A 17,503-nucleotide genomic window follows, 5' to 3' on the forward strand; every position below is an offset into this window, starting at 1 on the left:
AGAACATTCAGACTTAGCCCTGCCAATATGAAATTATGTCCACATATGTACATTGCAAACATTTGAATTGTAGGATGTTTCTATTTTCATTGGCGGCTGTGAAGTAAGTCATGATTCGTTGAAAATTGAATAGTACGGTGTATCATATAATTAATGTAAGTTAATACAGAATAAATAGTATTTTATGAATTAATGGAGATGAAAGTTAAATGAATTTAGGTTATGAAAATCCATCATTGTTGTATAGGTTGATAGATGAATTTGGAAATAATAGATTGTTTAGCTCAATGTATAAAAATTATATTAGAACCTTAAATCTTAAAGGAAATGAAAAAGTATTGGATTTTGGAAGTGGTTCAGGTGCAGGTTCAAGACATTTGGCAAAAATACTTAAACAATGCGGTGGGCATTTAACATGTATAGATATTTCAGAATATTGGATAGAAAAAGCAAAAAAACGAATGAAACATTATAATAATGTTGATTTTTTAGTGGGACAACTTCCTGAACTTAAATTAAGATGTAAATCCTTTGATGTTATTTACATTTTTTATGCATTACATGATGTTTCAAAGGATTTAAGAAATGGTATAGTAAGTGAATTTTTTAGGATTTTAAAAAATGAAGGAAGATTATATATTAAAGAACCACAAAGAGAAAATGATGGTATGCCTATATCGGAAATTATAGAGTTGATGAAAAGCAATCGCTTTTATAAGGAAAACTCCATAACTGATAAGGGTACATATAGTGCAGTATACAGAAAAATATCTTCGTAATTTTCTTATTAAACGCAATAACTTTTTTAGTATTTTTAAGGTCATTGATTTGCCCTTTTTATTTATTCACATAAATATTTATACGGATATCCTTATAATTATAAGCCTGTAAGGATTGATTAGTTGTATATTGTGAGATTGCTGAATACAGATTAGGACATTTTATCTTATAATTAATACGGATTGTGGCAAAGATACTTATGAATTGTGACAGCTTCAAAATATAAAAACATATATTTTAGTCAGTATTTTATGACAATATTAATTATAACTCACATTTGTAGATTTGAAATAAAGTTTGATTGAGGATCATGAGTGGAATGAAGGAGAAATCCTGAAGCCATTCATGGTTTTTTGTTTTGTGTAAAATGCTGCCTAAATATATAGAAGAACTATTCAATAGATACAAGATATTGTATAAAATGATATAATCTACTTATAAGTTAATTGGCAAAGGTAAGAATTTACGTTGCACCAAAATAAATTCAACTGTATTGGCTGATATATATGTATTTGAGCTTATATATCTTAGAAGATAGAGAAAATTATAATAGGGAGAATATACATGAATAAAATTATAATTGCAGATGATGATGCTAATATTCGCGAACTAATCCATACCTTTGAAAGAGTTTGAACTATTATTTATGCTGGCTGGGTATCCAGGTAAAACTTTTTTGAGAGATCAATTAATAGAAGATATCTGGGGAGTTGATTTTGATGGGAATGAACGAACACTAGATGTTCATATAGGTCGTATAAGGGGTAAGTTTCCTGAACACAAATATGGATTTAAAATTATTACAATTCGAGGAGTTGGATATAAGTTTGAGGTGACAATATGAAAAGAAAATTAGCAATGACGCTGGCTATTATAATATTATTTATACCACTTTGTTTATTAGCAGATTTTTATATTATTTCACCTCTTTTTAATATTTATCATAATTCCTTTGTGCTTGTAGAATATTTAGTAATTTCAATGAGCGGAATCTTTCTATTTATTTTTTTATTAGCAATAATGATAATTCAGCATCATTTATTTAAGAAGGATAGATACCATAGTAAATTTTACATAGACATTCAAGAAGCACTTAATAGAATTACTAGAGGTGATTTGGGAGTTGTAATAGATATAGATTTAAATCATGATAAGCATTTTATTGAGCTAGCCGAAAAAGTAAATGTTATGGCAAAAGAACTTAGAGGGATGGAAGCCATGCGTGAAAATTTTGTATCTAATGTATCTCATGAAATTCGATCTCCTCTTACATCTATTCAGGGATTTACTGCATTACTTAAGGATGGAAAACTAAGTGAAAAAGACCGCCTTCATTATATTGATATAATTCAAGCAGAAAGTTTAAGATTATATAAACTCAGTGATAATTTGCTTAAACTTTCCACTTTAGACTCAGAATATGCACCATTTAAGCCAAAAGCTTATTTACTCAATAAGCAGCTTAAAGATGTTATACTTCTATTGGAACCACAATGGGCCGTTAAAAATATAAAAATTGTTGTTGAAGATGAAGATGTAAATATTACAGCAGATAAAGAATTACTCAATGAAGTGTGGATTAATATATTAAATAATAGCATTAAATTTACACAAACTTATGGGGAGATTTATATATCTATCTCAAAATCAGATAAAGGTGCTAAAGTTATTATAAAAGATAATGGAATTGGTATGACAACTGATACTATCACTCATATATTTGAAAGATTTTACATGGCAGATAAAGCACGTAGTCGAAAGAATGGAGGGAGTGGATTAGGATTATCCATTGTAAAGAAAATTGTAGAAATACACAAAGGCTTTATTGATGTAAAAAGCAGTTTAGGTATAGGAACTACTTTTAGTATAATTATTCCTTATAAATAATTTTTAAATTTATATAGTTTAAATTGAGTTTAAAAAAGGTTGGTAATATGTAGTCAATAAAATGAATGGAGGCAATAATAATGGAAAGTAAATCAAATTCATGTATGACTACAAAATCAAATGATGAGCCTATTAAACTTAATGTTATTTTGTTTATTTTGGGGTTGGCTGCGTTTATAGTAATGGCAGACAACTGGGTTGTATCGCCAATACTTCCTGCAATATCTAAAGACCTAGGTGTTTCAGTTACTTCAGCGGGAATATTAATATCAGCGTATATGATCCCATTTGGACTCTTCCAATTAATATTTGGACCACTTTCAGACCGTTTTGGGAAACGACAAATTTTAAACTTTACCATGTTTTTTTTCATTTTCGGTGTAGCTTTGACGGCATTTGGTAAAAGTTTGGGTCAATTAACTATTTATAGAGCTATAACTGGAATTTTTGCTGCTTCGGTAATGCCAGTATCAATGGCATTGATTGGCGACTTAGTGCCTATGGAGAAAAGGCAATCAGCTATTGCGACTTTTATGGGTGCAGCATTTTTAGGACAATCATTAAGTATGTTTATTGGTGGGTCAATTGCTTATTTCCTAAATTGGAGAAGTACTTTTATAGTATATGCTGTATTGGCAGCATTTGTAACGATAATATATTCTACAGTTGGGCATAGGATACCCTCGCAGAAAAATCCTAAAAGTGAATTTTTAGTGCCTTATGGTAGATTGCTTAAGAATACTTCTAGTTTAATTGTATATATTTTAATTCTTTTAGAAGGTATGTTTATTTTAGGTTCATTCTCATATTTAGGAGCATTTATCGATAAAATATATAGATTTAATTACCTAACTATAGGATTTATTATGACGGCTTTTGGTTTTACTGCTTTAATTGGAGGCCGTGTCAGCATTAAATTATCAAGTAAACTTGGAAAACGCAATGTAATTATACTGGGATTAGTTTTGGCTGCATTTGCAGATATGGTATTTTTTATTGCAGGTAATGTCCTTTGGAGTTTAGTTATTGGAATTGCATTATTAGGTTTGGGTTTAACATTAGAACATTCTACATTGATTACAATTGCAACCGGATTTGCAGTGAAAGCTAGAGGTTGTGCAATGTCATTGGTGGCCTTTTGCTTTATGGGAGGCGGTGGTATCGGTACTGCAGTGGGTGGTAAATTAATTAAAATTTCAGGATTTAAAAATTATTATATGTATTATGGAATATTGTTAATTATATTAGCTTTTTTAGCTGGATCATTGCTCAAATATACAATTAAAAATGAGTGATTGCAATTACAATAATAATTAGGATAATGTATGTGTATTAATTGATTTATATTACCATTGTCTAACATCTCCATAAGAGTGATAGGTATCATAATATTTATTGATTTGTTTGCTTTTACTTATATCACAGTTTTTAGTATTTCCTTATTATATAAATGATAAAGGTATAGAATATGCTATATTTCACAGAAGCGATGAAGATTGGTGGCAAGCTATTTCTGGTGGCGGAGAAGATGGTGAAACGATAATGGAATCAGCCAAAAGAGAAGCATGGGAAGAAGGAGGAATTTCTAAGGATTTAACGTATGTGAAGTTAGACACAGTTAATTCAATTCCTTCTGAAGAATTTGCAGATAGTATTTATTGGGATGAAAATATCTATGTGATACCTGAAAATTGTTATGGAGTTGAAATAATAGATAAGCAATTAATACTTTCATATGAACATACAGAATATAGGTGGATGAGCTATAATGATGCTATTTCATGTTTAAAATGGGATGGAAATAAAGTAGCACTTTGGGAACTTAATAAAAGACTTAGCAAGAAAATTTAATTGTTAAGATGAAATGCTCTTATTCTACGATATTAGGAGGAGTAAGAATGCAAGGAGTTGAGCGTCATAAGGTTAGACTATTACCTCATTGTGAAGAATGGAAAGAGGAATTTGAAGAAGCAAAAAAACAATTGAAAGAAATTTTCGGGGATAACGTAAATGATATACAGCATGTAGGCAGCACCTCAATTAATGGTATCTATGCCAAGCCAATACTTGACATTGCCATAGTATTAAAATCATTTGAAGATATGAACATAGAAGGAATGAAAAGGGCAGGTTATGATTATTGTGGTGCACAAAACAACAAAAAGAATAGGTATCTTTTTGTTTTAAGAGGTGAAGGAGAGATTTCATTAAGGCACATTCATTGTTATGAATCAAACAATGTTGACTTTTATTTTGTGACACGATTCAGAGATTTCCTAAATGAGCATGAAGAGTATGCTAAAGAGTATAGCGATTTAAAAATATCTTTAGCAAAGCAATACCCGGGTGATAGGATTACATATACAGATAAAAAAGAAAGTTTTGTAAGAATGATATATCAGAAAATTGATTCTGGGAAATACAAGGGTGACATAATCGAATAAACATAATTAGAAATTATTTTACTGCGGAATATTCTTATTATGTGACTAAAAAATAAACTATGATGAACTAAAATTGGTAATCGTATAGGGGGAATAGTATGTTTATAAGGAAATCAGCCCGAGCCATATTAATTAGTAGTGAAAATAAAATATTGCTATTAAAATTTAAATTTCCTCAAATTCAAAGTGAGAAGGTTTTATGGGTGACTCCTGGTGGTAGAGTTGAGAAGGGCGAAAATTTTGAACAAGCATTAAAAAGAGAATTATTTGAAGAAACAGGATTAATGTTTGATTCAATAGGACCTTGGATATGGACAAAAGAAGTAATCTTTAATGGCAAAAAAGGAGATTTTGTTAGTTACGAGAGATATTACCTTATTAAATCAGGGAATACAGATATTTCTTTTAAGAATATGACACTCAATGAGGTAATAACTCTAAAGGATTATAAATGGTGGAGCTTAGATGAGATAGTATCATCGAACGAAGAATTTTTTACGCCACAAATTGGTAATCTTTTTTTAGAAATTATTTCTGGAAATATATCTAATAGTCCAATAAACATCAATTAGGTAATATTCTGTTTTTATCTATTTTTATAAACTTAAAACATAATATTCTTATTTAGTATAATGATTAAAAAGTTAACAATTTACTGAAACACCGTATTATTTGATATGATCCCCTTGTGGTAGACAGTTAAAAAATAAAAACAGTTTGATATAAGGAGGAGCATATTTTATGGGTAGAAAAGCAAAGATATTATTTGAAAAAAAGCGCAAAGCCATTGAAGATTATTTGAATAACAAAAGAAGTGTAAGGGAAATAGCTAGAGAATATCAAGTTGCTCTAACTTCAGTGCGTGACTGGATCTATAATTATCAATCTATGGGCTCAGAAGGATTAATAACTGTGTGCACGAATTCTTGCTATTCAGAAGAGTTAAAACTGTCTGCTATTCAAGAACATTTATCTGGTAAAGAATCGCAAGAAAGTATTTGTAGAAAATATGCAATACGTTCAAGAGTAACTTTACGGGATTGGATTTTAAAGTATAATAGTCATGAGAAGATTAAAGCTTGACGATAACAAAAAGAAAGCAATATATTAATTATAGCAGCAGAAGAAAACAACGGTAAAAAATTTGTGTAATATGTTTAATATAAGTAAACCTATCCCTTTACAAAGTTATAGAAGAAATTAGTACGAACCGGGTATTATAGTGATATTATAAAGTTATAATTAATACGCACTTGTAAAATTTTATAAATTAAAAATAAAAATATTTCATTTTTAATTTATATACTATAAGATAAAAGATTAATATAAGTATCTATATTTATGAAGGTGAAATTAAATGAATGAATGGTTTACAATTGAAAAAATAGATGAAGGTACATTTGCAATTAGTGAATATAAACATTGGGAACAAACTCACTGCTATTTACTGATTGGAAAAGAAAAGGCACTTTTAATTGATACGGGGTTAGGAATTAGTGATATTAAGTCTGCTGTTTTAAATATTACAGATAAACCTATTCAAGTTATTACAACTCATGTACATTGGGATCATATAGGTGGACATAAGTACTTTGATAATATTGCTGTTTATGAAAAAGAAAAGAACTGGCTTTGTAGTAAGTTCCCAATTCCATTGCAAGTTGTAAAGGCTAATTTAATGAAGGAAAGTTGTTTTTTTCCTAAAGATTTTAATATAGATGAGTATAAGATTTTTCGAGGTAATGTAAATTTAGTAGTAAATGATATGGATATAATTGATTTGGGAAATCGTCAAATTCAAATAGTACATACACCAGGACATTCGCCAGGTCATATATGTTTGTTTGAAAAGGAAAAAGGATATTTATTTTCAGGTGATTTAATTTATAAAGGAACTTTAGATGCATTTTATCCTACAACAAATCCATTTGATTTTATGCAGTCAATAAGGAAAGTTAAAAAAATGGCTATACAGAAAATATTCCCTGGACATTATAATTTGAATATTTTAGTGAGTATTATTGATGAAATTGATAAGGGATTCTCTGAATTATATGAAACAGGAAAGTTAAAGCAGGGAAATGGAATCTATAAATTTAATAATTTTAGTATTCATATATAAATAAAAAACATTTATATATGTTCACAATATTCTTGTTATGTTCAACAATTATCAATAAAATAAGAATAAGCCACATCATGGAACTTATATCCATGATGTGGCTTATTCTTTTGAAATGGCAATGGGCCAACTTTATAATGTTATTTTTTCTTTTAATTAAGTAAGCTTATTATATGTATGAAGGAGAAGTCATTGAAAAGATAGGCTATGATAAAAATGCAGATATTGAATATATATCTACTTCAGTATTTTGTTCTGAAGGACAGCCCTTTTTAGTAAAAGGAGATAGAGCAAGAGAATATATGCACTGCTTAAAGTAGATATATCCTGAAATGCCATAAATCTACTTGCACTTTTACATCAATCTCGTTTAATTATTCAGTGGAATATACGATGATTAAATATAATTTAGGGACTCCCTTAAAATTATTATTTGTTTCGTATAATTTTATAGATGAGGTGATGTAATGGCAGATATTGCTCATTTACTCCATGAAAACAGAGATGAATTCATTAGTCAAAATAAAAATTTTATATATAAATGTACTTATACTATTTCAAAAAGATATCTTCAATGGGAAAATGATGATGAACTGAGCATTGCTTTGATTGCATTTAACAAAGCTTGTGATAATTATACAGAAACAAAGGGAAATTTTTATGCATATGCAAAAATTATAATTAGAAATGCATTAATTGATTATTTTAGAAAAAATAAAAATTCACCTTTACTTACTTTTGACGATAGTGACTGTAGTATGGAAAAATTAAACAACGCCAATTCAATAACAAATTTTCAATTGGAATTGGAAAATAAAAATAGAGCAGATGAAATTATTGAATTAAATAAAAAACTTATGGAATATAAAATCGATTTTAGCAGTCTTGTAAATAATAGTCCAAAGCATAAGGATACAAGAGACAGTATTTTAAAACTTGTGTTAAAAGTATGTAGCAATAGTGAAATTAGTAATTTTATATTAAATAAAAAGCAGCTGCCTGTTAAGCAAATTTGTATATATACTGGATGCAGCAAAAAATTTATTGACAAGTGGAGAAAGTATATTATTGCTCTATTTATATTATTTAACAGCGAAAATTTTATGTATATAAGGTCCTATTTAAATGTAAAAGTGGGTGAGAATGATGGGTAAAAAAGAAGGCATAGTAGTAAGTGTAGAAGGAAAATATGCTAATTTACTTACTCCTTATGGTGAATTTATAAAAGTAAATTGCAGCGGCAAAAAACTTTATATTGGCGAAAAATTTGAGGGAGATGAAGTTCTTCACAGATTAAGTTTTTTTTATACAAGAAAGATAATAGCGGCAGCCTGTATAATATTTGTATTATTAGTAGGTGGTGGTGTAAAAGCCTACTATACTCCTGCAGCCACTGTTTTAGTAAATATAAATCCTAGCATTGAGCTAAAAGTGAATTTCTTAAATAAAATCATTTCTTTTAAAGGGTTAAATGGTGATGGAAATAAAATATTGAGTGAAGTGAAAATAAATAATGACAATATAAATGATGCTTTAAAAATAATAATTGATCAAGCTAAAAAGGATAAATTTATCGATAAGAATTATGCGAAAACTATATCAATTGACATTAGGGGTAAAAACATAGATGTTTCTGGTTTCAAATCAAATATGGCATCTTCTAATTTAAGTGTAAAAATTGAAACTAATGGTAATATTATTTTAAATAATAAACCAAAGGATAATTCTACTAACAAGAACTTAAATAGCAGTGATAAAGCTGCTGCTAAAGAAAATACTCCAAGCAGTGAAAAACATTTAAGTGATAAAAAAGAGGATAAAAAATTAAATAATAGCATCAGCAGTGAAAATAAATTTAAGAATGAAAGTAATTCATCAAGTGTAGGAAATTCATCAAGTGAAAGTAATTCTAGCTCATATAAAGAAAAAGACAAAGGTGAATCTAATGTAAAACAGCCACAAGATTCAAATAACAGCAAAGTTAAAGAAAATCAAAACTCAAATAAAAAAACTGAGGAAAATATGAACAGCAAGCAAAATGATAATTCCAATAAAGATAATTCGCACCAGCAGAATTCTAATGTAAATAAGAAAAAATAAAAGAGCAAGACCTGTGGAAAATAATCTTACAGGTCTTACTCTTTATTTTTCTACAGCTTGGTTTAGTGCATTTTGTACTGCATCTGTAAATCCTTTGCTGCTATAGGTAGCTCCAGACACTGCATCAACAGAAGTTGATTGTGTTGAAATTATTTCACTAGGCAATGTACTTTCTACATTTTGATAAAACCTAGGTGTATCTTCTGTAGATACTGTTTGAGTATCAGTAATTTTACCATTTTTTATAGTGACAGAAACTTTTGTTGTACCTCCTCTAAAGCCGGTTCCAGTTCCAGTATAAGTTCCATCTTTATATTTACCTTGTACTGTATTGGAAGAAGATGTACTTGTATTATTATTGGAAGCACTTTCCTGAACCATGGTTTGAGTAGTAGCTGTATTATTTATGGAAGAGGCGTTTTGCCTGCTTAACATAGTATTTCCCAGGTTTACAAGACCGTAAGTTCCAATAAATAGAGTTAAAGCAATTGAACATGCAAGTTTTGAATCTACATTTTCTCCAATTATGTTTACACTCGTATTTTTCCTAGGACATACCTCTATGCATTTTAAGCAATTTATGCATTCTCCACCATGTACGCTATTTGTACCATAAAGTTTTAATCCCATAGAACAATTATTTGTACATACCCTGCATTTACCACATTTATCATTAGGTTTGCTAATTTTGAATATACTTATTTTAGAGAACAGTGAGAATACAGCGCCTAAGGGACACAAATATCTGCAAAAAAATCTTTCAATAAAAACATCTCCTAAAGTTATTAAAACTAAAAGTACAAAACCTATAGTTAAAGTTGATATAACTTTAGAAAAATCCGTTATTTGAGCAAAGGCATCCCAGGGACTTGTACCTTGTAAAAAATTACTTCCGCTATTGTATCCAGCAATTAAAAGCAATAACAGCACTACGTATTTTACATATTTGAGTTTAGAGTCTAGATTTTCACTTATTTTAAAATTAATTTTAAATATTCTTTTCGATGTAATATGAACCCAATCATTAAAAGTACCGAAGGCACAAAACCATCCGCAGAAAAATCTGCCTGCAAAAATAGTAAACAGTATGCATATTGAAAACTCCAATAACTGTGGAAATGCCTGAATGAAATTAAAGTTTCCCCTAATAATCATTTGAAAAATATTTTTTAGTTCACTAAATGCCATTATATAAATGCCAGGTAGTAAAAAAAATAAAATTAATTGTACAATGTGTCTTATAATTTGTATTTTCCTTATTTTTTTTGCCATCTTTATAGCTCCTTTTCAATTTATAATTTTAATCTTATAGTAAAAGATTAAAAGATTAAAATAAATTATTATAGAGCTATTATAAAAAGGCAACCTTAAAAATAGATTAAAATTAAATAATTTTATCTGATGACTACCTACTGTAACACTCCCACTTTTATCAAAGTGGGAGCTAACAGTAGATACGTCCCTAGATAATTCATCTAAACTTAGTGAGAGAAATAAAACTCTAAAGAGAAAGCGACTATCACCAAATCACAGATTTGGCATATCTGCTTTTCTCACTAAGTAAGATTCATTGATTTAAAATCCTCCAGCACCGCCGCCTCCAGCAGCACCGTCGCTGCTTCCAGATGAAGTATCTGATGAAACAATTGAATTACCTGAAGATCCTGTGTTAAAAGAATTGTATATATTGCTGCTAAAGGTGTCGTCTTTGTCAAAGGTAGAACTGTCAAAAATTAAATAGTAGTATAGCCATCCCATATCATCCTTTGAAGGAGTTCTAAAAGAATTTTTAAGCTTAGACATACTATTTTGTTTTATATTTAAGGCTTCTGCATAGGGAATATAGGTTTCAATGGTGGCATTTTCCATATTATATTCTAAGTCTATATTTTGTACATGAAATTTAAATTTCATCCATTTTTTATATTGAGATTGTCCATAAGCGCTTTTTTTACAGCAGCATATTGATCCATAGACAATCATAAAGATTGATATGACTAAACTAAAAATACCTGCATGAGCTTCAGTCATAAGTGAAATAGTTGAAAAGATCAATTCAACTACAGCAAGAATAATTATAAACATTCCTGCTTTGGAAGCTTCAACATCATAATAATTTCGTGATTTGGATTCTTCTTTTATAAGGTTTAACCAGCTTGCAAAATTACTATGAGATGAGGATCTTTTACAATGTTTTTTAATTTCTAGGGTGCTTACATTTTGGCCGCTGCCCATTATGTTAAATATCCAATGCATAAAGTATTTTTCGTGTTTTAAGAGCAGCCAATCGGGTTCTTTATTTTTTATAATTAAGAAGTTTAGTTTTTTCTTAGTACCATCCAATATGTTTTTCTCAATAGTTAAGTAACCTTTTCTCCATAAGTCAAGTATTGTAGCGTAGATAGTTCTTCCATTTATAGTTCTCATAACTAAATAAGCTGCAACTGCAGGTGTACAATCTTCAGGAATCTCAACAGGAGAATATACACTATAAGATGTATCTTCAACTTTGTTGAACTTTGTTGATGTTTTAAATATCAAGAAGATGGAAAGGAGACACAGCACTGTGCTTATAATATTTAATATATTTCTTACAAGTATAGTATGAGCTATTTTTTCCTGCTGTTGCTTTTTATAGTTTGCCTCTTGACTTAAAATGGTATTTAGCATGTTTTTATTACTTATGTTTTTACATAAAGGTATTAACTTGCTTGGGAAAAGCAACCTTACCTGCACGAGCTCCTTTGATTTCACATGAGGAAAAGAGTAATCTACATGTCCTTTTGTAACGGAGTAAGCTCCATTTAAAATGCCGTGGTAATAGGCTTTTATATATTGCTTGTCAATATTTTCTCGAAGATTAATGTGTATCTTTAAATTGTCTATTTTAGCCTCATTATAGTCTGACCAGTAGGTGTAGTAAAATTCACCAATATCATTATATTTTACTGATACATTTTTTATAGTATAGGTTATTTTAAAAGTTTTTTTCTCATTTTTTGAAGGACAGTAAATTTTAATTCCATATAAATTCCTACCTTTTGACAATATTTGAAATACACCATTGTCTCCATTTTTAATATTAGAACTTTCTTTAAATGGAATTTCACTACCATTATGTGATATAAGTGATACTTTAAGGTTGTTTATACCCTTGGTTCTTATGGTAGATATATCCCGGTAGGCTCCATTATAGTTATCTTTAAAATTGTAGGTTATAATTTCTTCTATATCTATAGAGCCATCCTCTTTTATAGTGGTGGTTATATTGAACATGGATAAGTCTACTCCACCTGAAGCATACACTTTAAATGAATGAATGGAAATTGCAAAAAGTAATATAAAAGTACTTATTAAAAATTTTTTTAAAAAATTCATTAGTATTCTCCTATTAATTTTTTTCATAAGTTATAAAACTGTATTTTATGTTGTCATAGCAGTGCTCTTTGAATTCGATTACATGGTAATTATTTTTATCAAATTTAGGAAAATAAGTGTCACCTTTTTCATGAGAGTGAATTTTGGTAAGGTATAATTTATTGCAGTAGGGTAATAATTGCTTATAAATTTCCCCTCCACCTGAAACAAAGCTCTCTATAGGTGAATCTTTGTATTTTAAAACGTCTTCAACATGGTGGAGTATTTCTACTCTTTCATCTAAAATGTTATAGTTTGTATCTCTTGTAATGACAATATGTTTTCTTTTAGGAAGTATACATGGGAGGGATTCAAAAGTTTTTCTTCCCATTATAATGGATTTACCGTAGGTGATGTCTTTAAATCTTTTTAAATCCTCTGGTATATGCCAGATTAGTTTATTGTCCCTGCCAAGCACATAATCTTCATTTAAAGCTGCAATTATATGTAACATTATATGATTACCTCCTGTTTATTTAATACTAAAGTATATATAAATAGTATATCATAACTTCTTATAAATTTTTACAAAAATAATATAGAGTTTCTAATTGAGAGTTAACTTATACAATATTATATAAGTTTAAATTTCAATTAGAAACTCTATAGGTTTTCTGACTTAATATAAAAAAATTGCGAAGCAATTTTTTAAAGAACAAGGTTCAAAGTTCAAATATCAAATAAGGATAATTTTCTTCCTAACGTCAGGAAATATTAAAATTATAGATTTCCTGAGGTACGATGGAAATCATCTTTATCTGTTCTTTGTTATTTGAACTTTGTTATTTTAAAAAGCTTTGCTTCACAATTTTTTAAAACTGCGAAGGTTGAGTTAGCCCTTTTTTACAATATCCATAATGAAACCATTGGCATATACTGCATATATTTTTGAAGCTTTCATAAGTTATTTTTTTGTGTATAATATTTAAAAGATCTTTATAGTAGTATACTTTATTTTTCTCTATTTGAAATAGATCTAATACTTTTTTGTCTAAATAGTCTACTTTATATCGATGCTCACAGGATTTGCCACCTATGTTATGTGGGCAGCAAGAACAAATGATATCTGTTTTTGTTATAATTTTTACCTGTATGGAAGGGTCATTTTTTAAGGCATAAACAATCTTATCCATATTTTTAGTGAAATCTTTGCTATAACCGTGTCCTTTATAACCCTGAATACATAATAAATGGTGAGCTCTTAATGTTAACATTTTATAAGATTTGTTTTTATGAGGGCTTCCCGAACTCTACAGCCTAATATGTAAGCAGTTATAACTTTTATGGTATCTAAAGGGATAAATGGAATAGCACCTACTAATATGGATTTTTCTATTGAAATTTTTGTTATAAATGAAAGCTGAAGCACTCCAATTGCGTAACAAAATATTAATGAAATAATTAAACCTATAATTGATTTAACAAAAGACAGTTCTTTTTCTGAAATTTTTCCTATGATGTAAGCTATAATGGGATAAGCTATGAGATATCCTCCAGTTGGTCCTAATACTACACTTAAACCACCATGGAAATTTGCAAATACAGGCACACCAACTGCTCCTAAAAGTACATATACCAATTGAGATAATGCACCAAGTTTGCTTCCTAAGATTACTGCAGATATGTAAACTGCTAATATTTGAAAGGTTATAGGTACAGGACTAAAAGGCAGTGGTATAGAAATTTGAGCTAAAATAGCCGTTAAAGCCGTAAATATAGCTGTTGTAGTCATTTCTCTAAGTTTTAAATTCATATTTTACCTCCTTAACAATTGTTAACTAATATATTATTTACGTTAACAATAAAATTATAATAATTATTTAATGAATTGTCAACATAAAATGCATATTGATGTTAACAATCAATTGAAAGTGCAATAAAAAATAGATGTGATATATCAAACTTTTCACATCCATAACATTAAAAAATTTTTTGCACAATATATATTTTATTGCCAGTTAAATTCAATTTCATAATAATATTTTTTTGTAAAGGACATTTTATTTTTATGTTTAGCGTATTTTAATGCTTCATTGTACACTTTATCTTTAGATTCTTCATTAAATTCAAAAGATTTTATTGTGCCAATGTATATACCGGTCTTAGTTAGCCTTTTTATTATTTCCCAATGCATTTAATATCCCCCCATATTATTTGCTCTACATGTCTTGCTTATAAACTGTGTTTTTATAATTTAAGTATACTATTTGTATTTAAAATATTATACTTAAATTTGTCTACTATATTTTACACATTGTGACTTTTTATAAAATAATTTTCTAATACCCATTTAATATGACTGTCATTAATATTTAAACACTTGTACAATTAAAATAAGGAAAGACCAAATAATGTTAGTGTTAGATTTATATTTAAAAATTCTGTAATTTGGAGGGATATTGATGAATCCAGTTAATGTAATTAATAGTGAAAATCCATGTAATATAGTTGCAAGTATTCCACATGGATCTAGTAAAATAACTTTGGAAATGAAACAAAGCATGAAAAAAGGAGTGGTGCTTCCAAATAATGATTGGTTTTTAAATGACCTTTATGATTTTTTACACGAGTTAAATATAACTGTAGTGTCGGCTAATTACAGCAGATATGTTATAGATGTAAATAGAAATATTGAAAATAAATTTATACAGGGAAAATATACAAAGTCATTAGTTTATTACAACACTACCTTTGACAGAAAAATTTATGACAAGCCATTGGAGATAAAGATAATAGAGGAACGAATAAAGAATATCTATAATCCCTATCACTTTTCTTTGAAAAGAGAATTAGAAAAGATTTTAAAACTAAAGAATAAAGTCTACTTATTAGATATACATAGTTTCTTTGAACAGTCAAAAGCAGATATAATACTTGGAACCCGTGAAGGAAAAACTTGTTCCAAAGAATTTTTAAAGGTTGTGTATGATGCATTTACTTCTCAGGGCTTTAGTGTAAAAGTTAATGAAAAGGGACTTAGAGGAGGATATATCGTATCTCATTACAGTTCTATGAAAAATGTGGAGGCTATACAAATTGAAATAAGATATACATCCTATATAGAAAATAGATATTTCGGTGAAGAAGAAGTTAAAAATGTAGATAATAATCTATTTTATAGTACTAAAAGACGTCTATATAATGTCTTATGTTGTATAAGAAATAAGTTAGAAAATTAAATATTATGTATAAGTTTAGTAAAAAGTAGGAAAACGAGGAAATAAATATAGTAAATTTATTGATTAAGTTCTGCCGGTTAACTATAATAAAAATAACGGTTAGTATAATTTTTAAAGGTAATGGAAGGAGAGTAGATTTTTATGATTTCTATAAATGAACTTGATTGTGTAAAACGTATGTGTGAATCACAAGCAGAAATGATATCAGGTGGGGTAGTATATTTTATTACTGAGAAAAATAAAGTCGTTTGGAAAAAGAAATCAAAGATATTTGATATGAAGTCAATGGATATTGGATTTGATTTAAGTGAACATAATTTAAGATTAAAAGCATTAGAGGAAAAGAAAAATATTACAGAGAATATTTCAAAATCTAAATATGGAGCACTTAAAATTTTTGAAGAACCTATAACTGGTGAAAATGGACAAGTTACCGGGGCGTTTTGTTCTGTGTTTCCAAAATCACATCCTGTAGCAAAAGCGTTTAACAATTTTGCACCAATATTAGTTGAAATGTTTCCAGAAGGAGCTTTTTTCATTTTATCTGACTTGGAAAAAGTGACTAGCGTACAGCGATCTGAAAAATTTGATATACCTGCTATTAAGCCGGGAGTCCCATTTGTAGATAATCCTGCATCTGTAGTACATAAGGCAATTCAAACTAAAAAGTTTGCAGCAGAGAATGTAGATAGTTTAGGAAAGTTAGGAGTACCTGTTAGGATGGCAACTTATCCATTATGCGATGAAGATACAGGTGATGTTGTGGGTACTTTTGGAATGATTATACCTAGAGGGGCTACAGTAAATTTGAAAAATATGTCCAATGATCTTACGGAAAATATTACAGGAGTATCTTCTACTATTGAGGAATTAGCTGCCTCAGCATCTGAAATACATACAAATGAGCAGAACCTGGATAATGAAATAAAACAAATAATATCTTTGTCAGAAGAGATAAATGAAGTATCTTCTTTAATAAAGGGTATTTCAGATGAGACTAAGATGCTTGGATTAAATGCCTCAATTGAAGCAGCTAGGGCAGGAGATGCTGGAAAAGGTTTTGGGGTAGTTGCACAAGAAATTAGAAAGTTATCAGAACAGTCAAGAAGCACAGTTCCTAAAATTGCAAAGTTAACAGATAATATTAGAGAAAAGGTTGAGTCTTCTAGCAAGATGAGTCAGAATTCATTGACTTCAAGTCAAGAGCAGGCAGCGGCTACACAGGAAATCACCGCTAGTATAGAAGAAATTACATCTATGTCAGAAAATTTAAATCAAATTGTAAATAAGTTGTAAATTATAGTAATTTACTAAAAGTATGGATTATGATCCATGCTTTTTTTAATGGTGCGCCCAGCATGGACGCAATCTAAAGGGTGAAAGCCCCTAGCACGGGTTGATAGTACCAAGTGCATAGCTTAAGACAAGGGTGTCCATGGTGACGTGGAATCTAAAGGAAGTCGGCGGCAAAACTCTGGTCTGACGAACAGAAACTACATATAAGGCATATGCTTGTGGGTAAGGTTGCCGTACAAACCAAAGCCCTAAACTATCCGAAACAAGTGGTGTAAATG

General features: G+C 29.1%; 19 protein-coding genes and 1 pseudogene. 14 read left to right on the top strand and 6 right to left on the bottom strand.

Annotated features, from left to right (window positions below):
- Positions 1-209: 209 nt before the first annotated feature.
- From CLRAG_RS14835 to CLRAG_RS14885, 12 genes and pseudogenes are all read left to right on the top strand, one after another.
- The gene (locus tag CLRAG_RS14835) at positions 210-779 is read left to right on the top strand and encodes a class I SAM-dependent methyltransferase (protein ID WP_065079124.1); all 570 of its coding nucleotides are present in this window, start codon (positions 210-212) and stop codon (positions 777-779) included.
- Between the two features lie 617 nt (positions 780-1,396).
- Positions 1,397-1,624: pseudogene (locus CLRAG_RS14840) on the top strand (winged helix-turn-helix domain-containing protein); the annotation flags it as partial.
- Complete coding sequence (locus tag CLRAG_RS14845) at positions 1,621-2,667, top strand: sensor histidine kinase (protein ID WP_065079126.1); 1,047 nt, start codon at positions 1,621-1,623, stop codon at positions 2,665-2,667. The pseudogene CLRAG_RS14840 and the gene CLRAG_RS14845, both read left to right, overlap by 4 nt.
- Before the next feature lie 80 nt (positions 2,668-2,747).
- Positions 2,748-3,962 carry an MFS transporter gene (locus CLRAG_RS14850; RefSeq protein ID WP_242872153.1) on the top strand — a complete coding sequence of 405 codons (1,215 nt, stop codon included), beginning with the start codon at positions 2,748-2,750 and terminating at the stop codon, positions 3,960-3,962.
- 100 nt (positions 3,963-4,062) lie between these two features.
- Positions 4,063-4,518, top strand: coding sequence for an NUDIX hydrolase (locus CLRAG_RS14855; RefSeq protein WP_242872154.1), 456 nt, complete (start codon positions 4,063-4,065; stop codon positions 4,516-4,518).
- A gap of 47 nt (positions 4,519-4,565) precedes the next feature.
- Positions 4,566-5,111 (top strand): GrpB family protein, encoded by a 546-nt coding sequence (locus tag CLRAG_RS14860; protein ID WP_065079127.1) that lies wholly within the window; start codon positions 4,566-4,568, stop codon positions 5,109-5,111.
- A gap of 98 nt (positions 5,112-5,209) precedes the next feature.
- On the top strand, positions 5,210-5,683 hold the full coding sequence (locus tag CLRAG_RS14865; RefSeq protein ID WP_065079128.1) for an NUDIX hydrolase: 474 nt from the start codon (positions 5,210-5,212) through the stop codon (positions 5,681-5,683).
- 169 nt (positions 5,684-5,852) lie between these two features.
- Entirely contained in the window at positions 5,853-6,194 is a 342-nt protein-coding gene (locus tag CLRAG_RS14870) for a helix-turn-helix domain-containing protein (protein ID WP_065079129.1), read from the top strand.
- Positions 6,195-6,468: 274 nt separating this feature from the next.
- A complete protein-coding gene (locus CLRAG_RS14875) occupies positions 6,469-7,233 on the top strand; it encodes an MBL fold metallo-hydrolase (RefSeq protein ID WP_065079130.1) in 765 nt (254 codons plus the stop codon).
- Positions 7,234-7,406: 173 nt separating this feature from the next.
- Positions 7,407-7,553: a hypothetical protein gene (locus CLRAG_RS20580; RefSeq protein WP_154104999.1), complete on the top strand. Its 147-nt coding sequence runs from the start codon at positions 7,407-7,409 to the stop codon at positions 7,551-7,553.
- 147 nt (positions 7,554-7,700) lie between these two features.
- The gene (gene sigI, locus CLRAG_RS14880) at positions 7,701-8,387 is read left to right on the top strand and encodes an RNA polymerase sigma-I factor (RefSeq protein ID WP_065079131.1); all 687 of its coding nucleotides are present in this window, start codon (positions 7,701-7,703) and stop codon (positions 8,385-8,387) included.
- On the top strand, positions 8,377-9,333 hold the full coding sequence (locus CLRAG_RS14885) for an anti-sigma factor domain-containing protein (RefSeq protein WP_065079132.1): 957 nt from the start codon (positions 8,377-8,379) through the stop codon (positions 9,331-9,333). The genes sigI and CLRAG_RS14885 overlap by 11 nt, the downstream gene beginning before the upstream one ends.
- A gap of 42 nt (positions 9,334-9,375) precedes the next feature.
- Here CLRAG_RS14885 and CLRAG_RS14890 read toward each other — a convergent pair whose 3' ends face one another.
- The 6 genes from CLRAG_RS14890 to CLRAG_RS14915 form a co-directional block, all read right to left on the bottom strand.
- The gene (locus CLRAG_RS14890) at positions 9,376-10,605 is read right to left on the bottom strand and encodes an FMN-binding protein (protein WP_065079133.1); all 1,230 of its coding nucleotides are present in this window, start codon (positions 10,603-10,605) and stop codon (positions 9,376-9,378) included.
- A 303-nt stretch (positions 10,606-10,908) separates the two neighbouring features.
- On the bottom strand, positions 10,909-12,711 hold the full coding sequence (locus CLRAG_RS14895) for a DUF2207 domain-containing protein (RefSeq protein WP_065079134.1): 1,803 nt from the start codon (positions 12,709-12,711) through the stop codon (positions 10,909-10,911).
- A gap of 13 nt (positions 12,712-12,724) precedes the next feature.
- Complete coding sequence (locus CLRAG_RS14900) at positions 12,725-13,204, bottom strand: dihydrofolate reductase (RefSeq protein WP_065079135.1); 480 nt, start codon at positions 13,202-13,204, stop codon at positions 12,725-12,727.
- 358 nt (positions 13,205-13,562) lie between these two features.
- Complete coding sequence (locus CLRAG_RS14905) at positions 13,563-13,964, bottom strand: DUF1284 domain-containing protein (RefSeq protein ID WP_065079136.1); 402 nt, start codon at positions 13,962-13,964, stop codon at positions 13,563-13,565.
- Positions 13,958-14,503, bottom strand: a complete 546-nt coding sequence (locus CLRAG_RS14910; RefSeq protein ID WP_065079137.1) for a biotin transporter BioY — start codon at positions 14,501-14,503, stop codon at positions 13,958-13,960. The genes CLRAG_RS14905 and CLRAG_RS14910 overlap by 7 nt, the downstream gene beginning before the upstream one ends.
- 195 nt (positions 14,504-14,698) lie before the next feature.
- Positions 14,699-14,884: a hypothetical protein gene (locus CLRAG_RS14915; protein ID WP_065079138.1), complete on the bottom strand. Its 186-nt coding sequence runs from the start codon at positions 14,882-14,884 to the stop codon at positions 14,699-14,701.
- A 268-nt stretch (positions 14,885-15,152) separates the two neighbouring features.
- Here CLRAG_RS14915 and CLRAG_RS14920 point away from each other — a divergent pair, with 268 nt between their 5' ends.
- On the top strand, positions 15,153-15,929 hold the full coding sequence (locus CLRAG_RS14920) for an N-formylglutamate amidohydrolase (RefSeq protein WP_065079139.1): 777 nt from the start codon (positions 15,153-15,155) through the stop codon (positions 15,927-15,929).
- Positions 15,930-16,070: 141 nt separating this feature from the next.
- Positions 16,071-17,225: a methyl-accepting chemotaxis protein gene (locus tag CLRAG_RS14925; RefSeq protein WP_065079140.1), complete on the top strand. Its 1,155-nt coding sequence runs from the start codon at positions 16,071-16,073 to the stop codon at positions 17,223-17,225.
- Positions 17,226-17,503: the final 278 nt, after the last annotated feature.

This window comes from Clostridium ragsdalei P11 (assembly GCF_001675165.1).
In the GTDB taxonomy this organism is placed as follows: domain Bacteria; phylum Bacillota; class Clostridia; order Clostridiales; family Clostridiaceae; genus Clostridium_B; species Clostridium_B ragsdalei.

Excerpts from the sequence above, each read along its gene's own strand:
- CLRAG_RS14835 (WP_065079124.1), top strand. The coding sequence starts at position 210 with ATGAATTTAGGTTATGAAAATCCATCATTGTTGTATAGGTTGATAGAT.
- CLRAG_RS14845 (WP_065079126.1), top strand. The coding sequence starts at position 1,621 with ATGAAAAGAAAATTAGCAATGACGCTGGCTATTATAATATTATTTATA.
- CLRAG_RS14850 (WP_242872153.1), top strand. The coding sequence starts at position 2,748 with ATGGAAAGTAAATCAAATTCATGTATGACTACAAAATCAAATGATGAG.
- CLRAG_RS14860 (WP_065079127.1), top strand. The coding sequence starts at position 4,566 with ATGCAAGGAGTTGAGCGTCATAAGGTTAGACTATTACCTCATTGTGAA.
- CLRAG_RS14865 (WP_065079128.1), top strand. The coding sequence starts at position 5,210 with ATGTTTATAAGGAAATCAGCCCGAGCCATATTAATTAGTAGTGAAAAT.
- CLRAG_RS14870 (WP_065079129.1), top strand. The coding sequence starts at position 5,853 with ATGGGTAGAAAAGCAAAGATATTATTTGAAAAAAAGCGCAAAGCCATT.
- CLRAG_RS14875 (WP_065079130.1), top strand. The coding sequence starts at position 6,469 with ATGAATGAATGGTTTACAATTGAAAAAATAGATGAAGGTACATTTGCA.
- CLRAG_RS20580 (WP_154104999.1), top strand. The coding sequence starts at position 7,407 with ATGTATGAAGGAGAAGTCATTGAAAAGATAGGCTATGATAAAAATGCA.
- sigI (WP_065079131.1), top strand. The coding sequence starts at position 7,701 with ATGGCAGATATTGCTCATTTACTCCATGAAAACAGAGATGAATTCATT.
- CLRAG_RS14885 (WP_065079132.1), top strand. The coding sequence starts at position 8,377 with ATGATGGGTAAAAAAGAAGGCATAGTAGTAAGTGTAGAAGGAAAATAT.
- CLRAG_RS14890 (WP_065079133.1), bottom strand. The coding sequence starts at position 10,605 with ATGGCAAAAAAAATAAGGAAAATACAAATTATAAGACACATTGTACAA.
- CLRAG_RS14895 (WP_065079134.1), bottom strand. The coding sequence starts at position 12,711 with ATGAATTTTTTAAAAAAATTTTTAATAAGTACTTTTATATTACTTTTT.
- CLRAG_RS14900 (WP_065079135.1), bottom strand. The coding sequence starts at position 13,204 with ATGTTACATATAATTGCAGCTTTAAATGAAGATTATGTGCTTGGCAGG.
- CLRAG_RS14905 (WP_065079136.1), bottom strand. The coding sequence starts at position 13,964 with ATGTTAACATTAAGAGCTCACCATTTATTATGTATTCAGGGTTATAAA.
- CLRAG_RS14910 (WP_065079137.1), bottom strand. The coding sequence starts at position 14,503 with ATGAATTTAAAACTTAGAGAAATGACTACAACAGCTATATTTACGGCT.
- CLRAG_RS14915 (WP_065079138.1), bottom strand. The coding sequence starts at position 14,884 with ATGCATTGGGAAATAATAAAAAGGCTAACTAAGACCGGTATATACATT.
- CLRAG_RS14920 (WP_065079139.1), top strand. The coding sequence starts at position 15,153 with ATGAATCCAGTTAATGTAATTAATAGTGAAAATCCATGTAATATAGTT.
- CLRAG_RS14925 (WP_065079140.1), top strand. The coding sequence starts at position 16,071 with ATGATTTCTATAAATGAACTTGATTGTGTAAAACGTATGTGTGAATCA.